We start from the raw sequence: 13,045 nt of genomic DNA, 5'->3' as shown, positions 1-13,045 counted from the left end.
GTCGGCATCTTCAAGAAGCCGGCTGCCTTTTTCCATTTCTGTCTTGGTGCCATCGGGGTGATCTGCTAATTTCCGTTTCCTCGCCGGGGGACACCAGGATGGTTTCCGAAACCGACGAAAAAAACTTCATTGCACCGGAAGGGAGTCCGACGTGGAACAAATCAAACAAGCGACCAAAACCGCACACATCCGCTGGATGATCCGTCGTGATATGCCCGACGTGTTGGGCATCGAAAGTGATTGTTTCGAATTCTCGTGGACCGAAGACGACTTCATCCGCTGCCTTCGCCAACGCAATTGCATCGGCATGGTGGCAGAGTGCGATGATCGCGTCGTCGGCTTCATGATCTATGAATTGCACAAGAACCGACTGCACATCCTCAACTTTGCAGTTCACAGTGCCTACCGTCGTCAAGGCATTGGCAACGTGATGATGCAAAAACTGCTCGGCAAACTCTCCTTGGAACGCCGCAATCGCATCATGCTTGAAGTGCGGGAAACCAACTTGGAAGCACAACTGTTCTTTAAGAACCTCGGCTTCAAAGCCATCTCGGTCCTGCGTGACTTCTACGACGACGCCACCGAAGACGCTTACCTGATGCAGTTCCGCTATCAACCCACCGCCGAAGAACTCGCTCAACCTCACAACCGCATCACGCGGATGGCCGGCTAGGCATCTGCCGCTTCCGGTTGCCGATATCGCGACGCTTGGGAGAAACCCCCGAGCCGCCTCGACTGAATCATTGCCCTCCGCCAACCTGATTGTTGGCGGAGGGTGATTCATTTAGCAGCAGCGACACGGACAGCCGTCGCACCGCTGGACCAACGACCGCGAAACGGGCGGATCAACCTCGTGAGCAAGACTCGCAGACCGAACCGGTGATAATTTCATTTCACCCGGTCAAAAAAGCCCATCCGTAGCGGCAAAGCACTTAAACTGTCGGCGATAACTGACTTCGTCCGACCCCCAGAGAGGCTTCTGTCCATGATTCGCACGCTGTGTATTGCATTCTTTTCGGCCGCATACTGCTTCGCTTCAGCGTCCAGCTCGTACGGGCAAATCGTCGACGTTTGGTTCGGGACCTCGACGCCCCGTGGAGGCGAGAGCCGAGGAATCTATCACTCGACCTTCGACATCAAGACAGGAAAACTGACTCGCTCCTCGCTCGCTGCTGAAATCCAAAATCCCGGATTCATCGCGATCCATCCAGACGGCAAGACGCTCTACGCAACCGGGGCTCCGGCGAACCAAGCGGCTTCGGCGGGCGATTCCGTTTCGGCATTTCGGGTCACCGGTGAGGTCGGCAAAAAGAAACTCGAGTACCTCGGATCGGCCGCGACCGGTGATGGCGGTGCCGCCCACGTCGCGACGGACCGCGCCGGGAAGGTGCTGTTCTCGGCTCAGTACGGCGGCGGGTCGACGTCGCTGTACGATCTCGCAGACGACGGCTCGATCATTGGTCTGACCGAAGTCAAAGAACACTCCGAGTTGTTGCCCAAAGCGGTTTCGGGGGTGGTGGGCAATCGGCAAGATGCCCCGCACGCTCACTGGACCGGAACGTCGCCTGACGATCGATTTGTGTTTGTCCCCGATCTCGGCATGGACCGCGTGGTCATCTGGAAACTCGACGCCGACAAACCTTCGCTAACGCATCACGGTTTCGGCATCTGTCCGCCAGGTGGTGGTCCCCGGCATATGAAGTTCAGCCCTGACGGATCGCGAATCTATGTGCTCAATGAACTCGCCCTCTCGGTCACCGTTTTTGACTACGACGCCGAGGCAGGCACGATGACTCCCGGACAAACCATCCCCACGCTGTCAGAAGAGACCAAAGCAAAAGAAACATTCAACAGTGCTTCCGAAATCCGCGTTCACCCCAGCGGTCGATTCATTTTCACGGCGAACCGCGGTAATGACAGCATCAGCGCGTTCCGCGTGGACGATTCCGGCCAATTGTCGCTGACGGAAGTCGAACCGATTCGAGGCGGTTGGCCTCGCAATTTCGGCATGGATCCGACCGGCCGATGGTTGATCGTTGCCGGTCAAGAGAGTAACACCGCGACGGTATTTTCGATCGACCAAGAGTCCGGCGAGCTGATGTTTGTCCGGGAGACGCAAGACGTCCCGACACCGATCTGTGTGCTTTTTGGGACGCCGGAATAAACCGCTAGCAATTAGCCGCGAGGCGTCACGATTGCCGGCGAGAACTAACAGAGCCTCGATCAATCGTCGGCTTAGCGATCCGAGGTGGACGCTTCATCTTGGAACCAACTCGCGTACATCATGTAGTTGTTGGCGATCTTCTCGATCATCTCTTTTGCCTGTTCAGGATCCACATCCTTGATCCTCCGAGCGGGCGTGCCGGCGTACAGGCTTCCTGGTTCGACAACGGTTCCTTGCAAGACAACCGAACCGGCACCGATAATCGATCCCTCACCGATGTGCGCGTGATCGAGGATCACGGAGTTGATACCGATCAAGCAATTTTGATCGATCTTGGCACCGTGCACACACACGTTGTGTCCGATCGAAACGTTGTCTGCGATCTCGATCACGGATTTTTGGTAGAGCGTATGCAGCACCGCGCCGTCTTGGATGTTGACCTTGTTTCCGATCCGGATTGAGTTCACATCACCTCGAATCACGGTACTGAACCAAGCCGAACAATCGTCACCCATGATGACGTCGCCGACCACGACTGCGTTTTCAGCAAAGAAGCAGTTCTCTCCGAATTGAGGTGTGAATCCGCGAACGGGTCTAATAATCGGCATCGGGTTACTCGTGGTCTAACTTCAGGGCGGCAAACAACTGCCGTGCGCCAGCGGCGGGGGGCATTTCCCCCACGAGCACACGGCTTTCGACATCATCGCATATTTCTTGCACACCGGGATGGGTGTGCAACGTTTGACGCAATCGATCTTCCACGATCGACCACAACCAGCGCAGGTTCTGTTGTCTGCGGCGGTGTTCAAACTTTTTGGATTGTTTACTCGACTCACAGCGTTTCGTGATCGCATCCCAAACGTCATCAACGCCTTCTTGATGAAGTGCACTGCAAGTCAAAATCGCCGGTGCCGCGTCGCTGGCGTGTCCGGAAATCGAATCGAGTGCGTTGTGGTACTGCTGAGCGGCGAGCAAGGCGGGCTTCCGATTCGCACCGTCGGCTTTGTTGACGGCAATCACATCGACGAGTTCGAGCAAGCCTCGTTTGATGCCTTGAAGTTCATCACCCGCACCGGGCAACATCAACGCCAGAAAGCAGTCAGTCATCTCGGCAACCATCGTTTCACTTTGGCCCACCCCCACCGTCTCGACGAGGATCACGTCGTATCCCGCGGCTTCGGCGACCAGCATGATCTCGCGGGTTTTATTCGCGACACCGCCAAGCGTTCCCGCCGACGGAGAAGGACGAATGAACGCGTTGTCCTCCGCGGCGAGTTTCGCCATGCGGGTTTTGTCACCGAGGATACTGCCACCGGTCACCCCACTCGACGGATCGACCGCAAGGACCGCGACCCGGAGCCCTTTGGCCACTAGCAGCAACCCGAGGGCTTCGATGAACGTGCTTTTACCGGCACCTGGCGCACCGGTAATCCCGATCCGCAATCCGCCACCGGTAAATGGCATCAGCCGTGTGAGCAACTCTTCGGCAATCGGTATATGTCGCTGGCTGCTCGATTCAACCAGAGTGAACGCCCGCGCGAGCATCGACACGTTTTGACCGCGAACTCCGTCAAAATAATCATCAGCAGTCAGCACACGGCGAGGACTCATGCGGGGGTTTCGTCCTCGAGTTTGATATCCAGTTCGAGTTCCTCTGCCAATCGTTTCAACAACGCCGCGGCGGCTTCACTGATCACGGTGCCGGGACCGAACACGGCGGCAGCTCCCGCGTCATACAACGCTTGATAATCTTGAGGCGGGATCACGCCACCGGCGACGACCATGATGTCATCCCGTTCGAGCTTGGCCAACTCGTCACGCAATTGCGGGACGAGCGTTAAGTGGCCCGCGGCGAGCGAACTGACTCCAACGATGTGCACGTCGTTTTCAACCGCTTGTTTTGCGGTTTCAGCAGGCGTGCGGAACAAGGAACCGATGTCAACGTCGAAACCGAGATCGGCGAACGCTGACGCGATCACTTTTTGGCCACGGTCGTGTCCGTCTTGTCCCATTTTAGCAACGAGGATTCGTGGACGACGCCCTTCGGCTTTCTCGAACGCGGTAACCAAACGTTGCACCTTTTGAACGGACGCGTTTCCTTCGGTTTCGCTCGCGTACACGCCGCGAACGGCTTGGACGGGCGCTTCGTATCGCCCGTACGCGGATTCAAGTGCTTCACTCATTTCGCCAACCGTCGCTTTCGCCCGAGCCGCTGCGACCGCGATCTCGAGCAGGTTCATGGAGGAATCCGTTGCCGCGGCACGCAAGTCGGCGAGCCGTTGATCGACTTCGCTCTGGTCACGGTCTTCCCGCAACTTTTTCAAGCTCGCAATCTGTGCCTCTCGCACCGCGGTGTTATCAACCGAGAGCACCTTCAAGTCGTCTTCTTTGGCGAGACGGTATTTGTTCATTCCGATCACGGTCTGCTGGCCCGAATCGATCCGAGCTTGCGTGCGTGCAGCCGCTTCTTCGATCCGCATTTTTGGAATGCCAGCTTGGATAGCCTTGGTCATCCCGCCAGCCGCTTCGACTTCGGCGAGGTGCTCCCATGCCCGCTGCGCGAGATCATGTGTGAGCTTCTCGACGTAATAGCTGCCCGCCCAAGCGTCGACGACGTCACACGTGTCCGTTTCTTGTTGCAAGAACAACTGCGTATTGCGAGCAATCCGGGCAGAGAAATCGGTCGGCAGCGCGATCGCTTCGTCGAGTGCGTTAGTGTGCAACGATTGCGTGTGACCGTGCGTTGCCGCCATGGCTTCGACGCAAGTGCGAACCACGTTGTTGTAGACGTCTTGAGCGACGAGGCTCCAACCGCTCGTTTGGCTGTGCGTCCGCAATGAGAGGCTCTTCTGCTGTTTCGGGTTGAACTGTTTGATCAGCTTGGCCCAAATCATCCGAGCCGCACGCAGTTTCGCGACCTCCATGTAATAGTTCATACCGATGCCCCAGAAGAACGACAATCGGGGGCAAAACGCATCGACATTGAGGTTCGCCTTGATCCCCGTTCGCACGTATTCCAATCCGTCGGCGAGCGTGTAGGCGAGTTCCAAGTCGGCGGTCGCACCGGCTTCCTGCATGTGGTAACCGCTGATACTGATGCTATTGAATCGCGGCATCAATCGGCTGGTGTAGTCAAAAATATCCGCGATGATCCGAATACTCGGCTCGGGCGGATAGATATAGGTGTTGCGTACCATGAACTCTTTCAGAATATCATTCTGAATCGTTCCCGAAAGCTTCTCCGGTGCAACGCCTTGCTCCTCGGCGGCGACGATGTACAACGCCATCACGGGCAGAACGGCGCCGTTCATGGTCATCGAGACGCTCATTTCGTCGAGCGGGATGCCGTCGAACAATGTCCGCATGTCGTAGATACTGTCGATCGCGACTCCCGCCATTCCGACATCACCGGCGACGCGGGGGTGATCGGAATCGTAACCACGGTGCGTCGCCAGATCGAATGCGATCGACAACCCTTTTTGACCGGCGGAGAGGTTCCGGCGATAGAACGCGTTGGATTCCTTCGCGGTCGAAAATCCGGCGTACTGCCGAACCGTCCACGGACGCATCACATACATCGTCGGATAGGGGCCACGCAGAAAAGGTGCGAACCCGGGCATCGTTTCGAGGTGGTCGACGCCCTCCAGATCGGACGAATTGTACAAACCTTTGATCGGAATTTGCTCGTTTGTTTTCCAATCGAGACGAGTCGGATCACCGCCGATGGCGTCGACCCAACGTTCCGCTGCGGATGAATCAGCCGCCGCGTCGGATTGCAGCGGGACGTCAGCGAAGTTTGGCAGTTTGGTAGCGTTGGTCGTATTCATGATCACAGAACCCCTTCTTGTGCAAGTAACTCGCGGAGCGTGCCGAGCACGTCGCACTTCATAAAGATAAATCGGTCGACACCGGCTTCTCGCCATGTCTCTTCGTTAGCACCGGGGAATCCGGCGAGAATGACCGTACGCGCGCCGGCGGCCTTGAGAGCCTGGGCGACTGGAGCGGCCTTGTCAGCGTAAAGTTTGTCCGACGAACAGATCACGGCGATGTTCGCTTCACTGGCCTTGAACGCCGCTGCCGCAGCAGCTTCGTCGGCACACGATTCACTCGCGATCGTGTCGAATCCGCCCGCCTCGAAAAAGTTCTTGGAGAACGTGGCTCGTGCGGTGAAGTGAGCAACCGGACCGATATTGGCTAGGAATATCCGAGGTCGATGACCGGTTTTTTCCATCCATCGATCACTCGCGTCACGAAGCTCTTCAAAAGGCTGTGCAAACGCATGTGGTTCGATCGGAGGGATCGTCGTGGCCTCTTCCTCAAAGCCGAGAGCATCAGCGATCTGAGAAATCGTGGCTCCCATTGCGGCCGCTTCGAATGCCATTTCAACCCGCGAAGAAATCCCCGCGAGCTGTTCAAGGGCGACGCCGGATTTATCTCGGGCGGCCAACCGAGTCGCCGACTCGCTGCGGAGAGCATCGAGGTCTGGCGGAACGCTTTCGACGCGTTGTTCGGTCAGGTTTGGAAATTCACTCACGCCGGTGATGCCTTCTTTGCGAGTGGCAATGTCTTTGGCCCTCGGTGCGTAGGCGGTATCGAGTTGATTGCGAATCAGATCACTCATCAAGGCCGCTAACATGCCACCTTTGCGTTCGATCTCCTGGAAGACCTCCCATCCTTTTTCCGCAACATCACGAGTGAGTTTTTCAAGGAACCAACTGCCACCAGCCGGGTCGAGCACGCGGTGCAGGTGGGACTCTTCTTGCAAGACCAACACGGTATTACGTGCGATCCGGCGGCTGAAGTCGTCCGGTAGCCGTGAAGCGTGATCGAACGGCAGCGACGTAACACTGTCTACACCACCAACAATCGCCGCAAACATGCTGACGCTGTTTCGCAACAAGTTCACATACGGGTCCCGCTGAGTCATGACGCGGTTACTCGTCCGGGCGTGAATACGCATGCCGACGGGTGAACAACCGGATGCCTCCAGAACGCGTGACCAGAGCATGCGTGCCGCTCGGATCTTGGCGATCGCCAGGAAGTGGTGTGTTCCCAAACTCATTCGAAAATAGATTTGCCGGGCGGCGTCTTCAGTCGACATGCCCGCTGCCACCATCGCACGCAAATATTCCACCGCCGTCGCCATCGCCATCGCGATGTCTTGTGCCGCGGTGGCTCCCGAATCGTGGTAAGGCGAAGTATCGACAACGACGCTGGTGACGTTGGGGAAATTTTCGCTGGTCCAGGCGGCCAAAGCGGCCATGTCTTCGAGTGCTCTCTCCGGTGCAACGGGAAGTTCTCCGTCGCGGGCGAGCGTCGCCAACGGGTCGGCGTTGAACGCGCCGCGTGCTTTTTCGGTGGCGATACCACGTTTTTTCCAAACGGCCGCAAGCGTGGCGGCGGCGGGCAGGAACGCCGCACCGGCATCGATCGCAACGTCGAGCAGATCGAGATGAACGCCCGCCAACGTCGCGTCGAGATCTTCAACGCCGCCGACCATCACACCGTCGTCGCCACCGAGGTGGGCGTACTGCGGATCATCGACACCGAAGCCGTTTCGTGCAGCCCGATCCAATCGCAAAACCAGCGAAGTCACGCCACCTTCGAGGTCACCAATGATCGATTTGTTGGCGGCTTTGATATCCGGGTGGGCGTGTTCTTGACGCAGGTCCACGCCACACATGACTTTGCCCTGCGGATGCGGACCTCGCAGGAAGGGAGCGAAACCGGGCATCCCCGCGGCGTCCTCACCGAGATCATCACGCAACGTATACACGGGCTGAATGTCGATGCCCTCGTACGTATGCGAAACAAGTTTTCGCTCGAACGGCGCCCCTTTCAGGTCCTCCTCGACTGTCGCCCGCCAGGTGTCGTAATCAACAGGCGGAAAATCATCCGCGATTGTGAGTTCGGGTATCGTTGACATGCTTTCGTCTCTTGTGGTGATTGCTTATGACAGCGGCTAATCGTTGATACTGCCAAATGACGCGCCGCTTCAACTGTTTACTGGGGTGGTTGGCACAACTCGGTCAATACGCCGCAGCTACTCTTGGGATGAATGAAGGCGATCTTCATGTGGTGGGCTCCGGGGCGCGGTGTTTCGTCGATCATCCGCAGCCCTTCAGCTTGCAATTCGGCGATACGTGCGGGAAGGTCATCCACGGTGAACGCCATGTGATGCATTCCTTCACCACGTTTCTCGATAAACTTCGCGATCGGACTTTCCGGATCAGTCGGTTCGAGCAATTCCAAACGAACGTCGTTGATCTTATAAAACGCGACGCGAACCTTTTGACTGGGGACTTCTTCGACGCCTTCAAACTCGGCGCCGAGCGTGTCGGCGTAAAAGGCTTTTTGGTCGTCGAGTGAACGAACTGCGATTCCGATGTGATTAAGAGATTGAACCGGTTTCATTGCCTTTTCCTTTTCGGCGGTGATAAGAGGCGTCTTGTGAGCATTTGCATCAGTGAAGATGGGCCCATTCTGCGGCGTGATCTCTCGATGTAAAGCGAATGCGTCAAAGTGAAGCACTCATTCGCTCGCATAACGACTTCCCAGCAACTTGGTTTCGTCGCACCTTCCGTGAAAGAGAACAAACCAAAAGCAACACTTAACGCGTCGCTATGCTTTCACTCAGCCTAGCAGACCGGATTCGCGTGTTGGGTGGCGAACGGAGTCGCCGATCGCTCGCGTTTCGATGACGAGGATTCGCAATTGGCATCCAATTTCACCTCGCCGCTGCGAGACTCGCTCGATAACGCTGGGCGGAGAGTTTATCCGCAAATGGCTGGAGATATCCGACGCTCCTTGCACGCAAAAGCGTTCTTGTCCTAAGCTGCACGTCCCAAACACGACACCCACCGTATCCTCGATAAACGAATTGTATGTCCGCCGAGCTGTCCGACTCCTGTCTGAAAATTGCCACCTCCGCCAAAGCCGCATCGCGGGAGCTCGCCTCCCTCGACACGACGATCAAAGACCGCTGGCTGCTCGAATCGGCGGACGCCTTGATTGAGGCGACCGACGAGATCATCGCTGCCAACGAACAGGATCTCGCAGCTGCGTCGGGCTACGGGCTGAGCGATGCGAGCATCGATCGGCTCCGACTCGATGCCGGGCGGATTGAGGGCATTGCGACCGGTCTGCGAGAAATTGCCGCTTTGAAAGATCCGATTGGCGAGGTGCTCGAAGGTTTCACCCGGCCGGGTGGGATGCGAATCGAAAAACGCCGCGTGCCCTTGGGTGTGGTGTTTTTCATCTACGAAAGTCGCCCCAACGTGACCGCCGATGCCGCGGGCATCTGCGTCAAGAGCGGCAATGCTGTCATTTTGCGTGGCGGCAAAGAGGCCATGCACAGCAGCCGCGCGATCGTCGACATCCTCGGCCGGGTCGCGGCGAAGGTCGGAGTCCCCGAAAACGCCGTCCAACTGGTGGGCACGACCGACCGGGCCGCGGTGGGCCATTTCCTCAAGATGCACGAACAAATCGATGTCACCATTCCACGCGGGGGCGAAGGTCTGATCCGCCGGGTTGCCGCGGAGGCGACGATGCCGGTGATCAAGCACTACGACGGCAACTGCCACGTTTATGTCGACGCCAGCGCCGACGTCGACATGGCCGTCAACGTCATTGAAAACTCGAAATGCCAACGTTTGGGCGTCTGCAACGCGTGTGAATCGCTGTTGATCCATGAGCAAATCATGGCCGACGCCCTCCCCGCGATCGCCGAGCGGCTGGCGTCGCGAGGGATCGAAATGCGTGTCGACAAACGGGCCGCTGCCCATGTCCCGGGCGGCGTGCCGGCGACCGAAGAGGACTTTGGGACCGAATATCTCGGCCCCACCATCAGCATCGCGGTCGTCGATTCGCTGGAAGAAGCCGCGGATCACATCGCCCGTTACGGGTCCGGTCACACCGAAGCGATCATCACCAACGACCTGGCCGCGGCCGAACGATTCACGGATTTAGTCGATAGTGCCGCCGTCATGGTCAACGCCAGTACCCGCTTTAACGACGGCGGAATGTTCGGATTGGGGGCCGAAATCGGGATTTCCACCGATAAGTTCCACGCTCGTGGTCCATGCGGGTTGCGAGAATTGACCAGCTACAAGTACATCGTACGTGGGAACGGTCATCTGCGAAGCTGAGATTTTTTATGTCCGACGAATCACTAAGCCAAAACCAAGTCGAAAATCTGCTCAAAGCAATGGAAACGGCCAATTTGGACGACGAGGCCGCCGATTCGCAAACCACCCCCTCGGACGGTGAACCTGCGGCGGCCGATCCTTCGTCGGAAGAAAGCTCATCCCAAACGGCCGCCAAACCGACTGACGATCGCGGCCCCATGATTTCGGGCACCAAAGCGCGAGGCCCGGAAAGCAAGCCGTATTCGCCTGGCGTTCTGCCGGGCGCCCGCATCACCGCCTACGACTTCAAACGTCCCGAGCGGGTTGGAAAAGACCAGATGCGGGCGATGCAATCCCTGCACGAATCGATCGCCCGTAATTTTGGAGCTTCGATTTCGGGGCTGTTGCGGACGATGCTCGAAGTCAAATTGATCAGCGTGGATCAGTTGACGTATAGCGAATTCGTTTTTTCGCTCGACAACCCCAGCTGCTTCAACATCATCAAACCGACGCCCCTCGAGGGCCACTGGGTGCTCGACATTGCCCCTTCGCTCGCGTTCGCCATCATTGACCGGATGCTCGGCGGCGATCCCGTCCCCGGCGAAACCATTCGCCGACCGCTCACCGAAATCGAGACCCGGCTGATGTGCCGCGTTGTTGATCTGTTTTTGGAACAGATCGTCCCGGCTTGGGAAAATGTGATCAAACTCGAACCCACGATTGAAACCACGGAAAGCAACCCACAACTGGCGCAAATCGTCCCACCCAATGAAGTTGCGATCCTGATCGGGTTTGAAGTCCTGCTCGGCAAGATCCGGGGCATGATGAATCTGTGCATCCCGTTTAACACGATTGAAAAGCACAACGCGAAACTCTCTCGCAACGGTTGGGTCGGCTATGGCAAAGGCAAACCGACCGAGACCACACGTCGCAAGATCACCGACAGCATCGATACCGCATCGGTCGACGTCGTCGTCACGCTCGCCCGCAGCCGAATCAAGACCAGCGACCTGCTCGATCTGTCGGTGGGCGACATCATCACCACAGAACAGGAAGTCAACCAGGCGCTCGAATTGGCGATCCAAGATGTCCCGAAATTCAATGCCTCCGCAGGCGCGTACAAAGGCAAGAAAGCCGTTCAAATTCAGTCGATGATTGAAACCAAACGACGAATCGAAGAACCGGAGATCGACGAGAACGCGGCTCCCGAATCGACAGCCCAAGAACCGACCGATGCGGAGATCGCGTTGGCCAATGCGGAAAAGCTGTTGGCGGAAGCCGAAAAACCCTAGCGGGTAGGCGCGGCGGGCAGTTTTTCTCGCGATTCATCTTGCGAGATGACACGCAAAATTCTTATAGCTGCTGCAACGGATGGCGACAGGCACGCATGCTCGTCACCGGCAATTTGACGCCGTTCCTCTTGCTCCCAAAACACACCATGCGACGCAATCCACCCCTATTCGCATCCGCCCCTGCGGCCACTCCGGGCGGGGTCCGAACGACTGCGATCATCGCCATCGCGACCATCGCCATGTTGATTTCAACGGAGTCGATTTTTGCCCAGGGGATGGCATTGCCACCGAGTTCGGTTTCCCGATCCCAGCCGCCGTCGACGCAGCCCCAAGGCGGACAAGGCGGCTTCATGCCCCGCGCCGCCGACACGCCACCGAGCCTCCAAGCCGTCCCCAACCAAAATACTGGAGTGGGCGGTCCCGGTGGACAACTCAGCTCGGGAGGACAATTGCCTCGCGGCGCCGGTCAAGAACACCGCGTCTACGATTTGCGTTCCTACACCGGCTACCTCACCTCCCACGATCGGCCCCACCAAGCCGTCGTGGACTGGATCGTTCGCGAAACAGGCACCGACGTCTGGCACACCGAACCGTTCGGGTTCATGAGCGCCGACCGCGATGAATTGACGGTCTACCATACCAACGAAATGCACCAAGTCATCGCAGGAATCGTCGACCGTTTTGTCGCCGGCGACAAAGACCCACAAGTGATGAACCTCAAAGTCATGACCGTCGGCAACCCGAACTGGCGGTCCCGCGCCCACGCGTTGATGCAGCACGTCAACGTGCAGTCGCCGGGCATTCAAGCTTGGTTGCTCACCAAAGAAAACGCCGCCCTCGTGATGAACCTGCTGCGTCAACGGACCGACGTCAGGCAAGTGCAGGCCGTTGACTTGATCATGTACAACGGACAAACCGAAAAACTCGCCAGCACCCGGGGACGCAATTACGTCATCAACGTGAAACCATCACCCGCCGGATGGCCTCCTTACGAACCCGAAACGGGCGAAATCCAAGAAGGCTATCAACTCGAACTCAGCCCACTGTTGAGCGTCGACGGCCGGACACTCGATTGCGTGATCAACGCGAACATCGACCAAGTCGACAAATTTGTCCCCGTCGAGCTCGACCTTCCGTTACCAAACCAACAAGTACACCGAACCAAAATCGAAGTGCCGCAGCTCGTCAGCTGGCGTTTGCACGAACGATTCCGCTGGCCATCGGACATGGTGCTGTTGCTCTCCTGTGGAGTCGTGGCCAGCCCCGATCGAACCCAATCGGCGGTACCGTTCCTCGATTTCGGTGCGATCACGGGCACCACGGCCGGCCGGGCCGACGCGTTGATGTTTGTCGAATTCCGCGGCAAGGCTTCGCAGAACCTAACGCAAGTTCCGGTGGCACCTCAAATCAGCAGCCGTGTTTCGGCGCCAAACCGAGGCCGCTATTAGGCCCCACGTTGCTAG

General features: G+C 57.7%; 10 protein-coding genes. 5 read left to right on the top strand and 5 right to left on the bottom strand.

Annotation, left to right across the window (positions count from 1 at the left end):
- Positions 1 to 196: 196 nt before the first annotated feature.
- Both rimI and NB063_RS15470 read left to right on the top strand, forming a co-directional pair.
- Complete coding sequence (rimI, locus tag NB063_RS15475) at positions 197 to 673, top strand: ribosomal protein S18-alanine N-acetyltransferase (protein ID WP_322975232.1); 477 nt, start codon at positions 197 to 199, stop codon at positions 671 to 673.
- 312 nt (positions 674 to 985) lie between these two features.
- A complete protein-coding gene (locus tag NB063_RS15470; RefSeq protein WP_250929635.1) occupies positions 986 to 2,164 on the top strand; it encodes a lactonase family protein in 1,179 nt (392 codons plus the stop codon).
- 71 nt (positions 2,165 to 2,235) lie between these two features.
- On the opposite strand, the gene NB063_RS15465 is transcribed toward NB063_RS15470, so the two are convergent.
- From NB063_RS15465 to mce, 5 genes are all read right to left on the bottom strand, one after another.
- On the bottom strand, positions 2,236 to 2,772 hold the full coding sequence (locus tag NB063_RS15465) for a gamma carbonic anhydrase family protein (protein WP_250929634.1): 537 nt from the start codon (positions 2,770 to 2,772) through the stop codon (positions 2,236 to 2,238).
- Positions 2,773 to 2,776: 4 nt separating this feature from the next.
- Positions 2,777 to 3,775, bottom strand: a complete 999-nt coding sequence (gene meaB / locus NB063_RS15460; protein WP_250929633.1) for a methylmalonyl Co-A mutase-associated GTPase MeaB — start codon at positions 3,773 to 3,775, stop codon at positions 2,777 to 2,779.
- Positions 3,772 to 5,991, bottom strand: coding sequence for a methylmalonyl-CoA mutase (gene scpA / locus NB063_RS15455; protein WP_250929632.1), 2,220 nt, complete (start codon positions 5,989 to 5,991; stop codon positions 3,772 to 3,774). Before scpA ends, meaB begins: the two co-directional genes overlap by 4 nt.
- 2 nt (positions 5,992 to 5,993) lie before the next feature.
- The gene (locus tag NB063_RS15450; protein ID WP_250929631.1) at positions 5,994 to 8,090 is read right to left on the bottom strand and encodes a methylmalonyl-CoA mutase family protein; all 2,097 of its coding nucleotides are present in this window, start codon (positions 8,088 to 8,090) and stop codon (positions 5,994 to 5,996) included.
- Positions 8,091 to 8,167: 77 nt separating this feature from the next.
- The gene (gene mce / locus NB063_RS15445) at positions 8,168 to 8,578 is read right to left on the bottom strand and encodes a methylmalonyl-CoA epimerase (RefSeq protein WP_009097272.1); all 411 of its coding nucleotides are present in this window, start codon (positions 8,576 to 8,578) and stop codon (positions 8,168 to 8,170) included.
- 470 nt (positions 8,579 to 9,048) lie between these two features.
- Between mce and NB063_RS15440 the strand changes: the two genes are divergently transcribed.
- From NB063_RS15440 to NB063_RS15430, 3 genes are all read left to right on the top strand, one after another.
- Positions 9,049 to 10,311, top strand: a complete 1,263-nt coding sequence (locus NB063_RS15440; RefSeq protein WP_250929630.1) for a glutamate-5-semialdehyde dehydrogenase — start codon at positions 9,049 to 9,051, stop codon at positions 10,309 to 10,311.
- A gap of 8 nt (positions 10,312 to 10,319) precedes the next feature.
- Complete coding sequence (gene fliM / locus NB063_RS15435) at positions 10,320 to 11,582, top strand: flagellar motor switch protein FliM (RefSeq protein WP_250929629.1); 1,263 nt, start codon at positions 10,320 to 10,322, stop codon at positions 11,580 to 11,582.
- A 239-nt stretch (positions 11,583 to 11,821) separates the two neighbouring features.
- The gene (locus tag NB063_RS15430; RefSeq protein ID WP_322975231.1) at positions 11,822 to 13,030 is read left to right on the top strand and encodes a hypothetical protein; all 1,209 of its coding nucleotides are present in this window, start codon (positions 11,822 to 11,824) and stop codon (positions 13,028 to 13,030) included.
- Positions 13,031 to 13,045: the final 15 nt, after the last annotated feature.

Source organism: Aporhodopirellula aestuarii (assembly GCF_023701485.1).
In the GTDB taxonomy this organism is placed as follows: Bacteria; Planctomycetota; Planctomycetia; order Pirellulales; family Pirellulaceae; genus Rhodopirellula; species Rhodopirellula aestuarii.
Note: the sequence above shows the minus strand (reverse complement) of the source record. Positions and strands in the feature narration are given on the sequence as shown.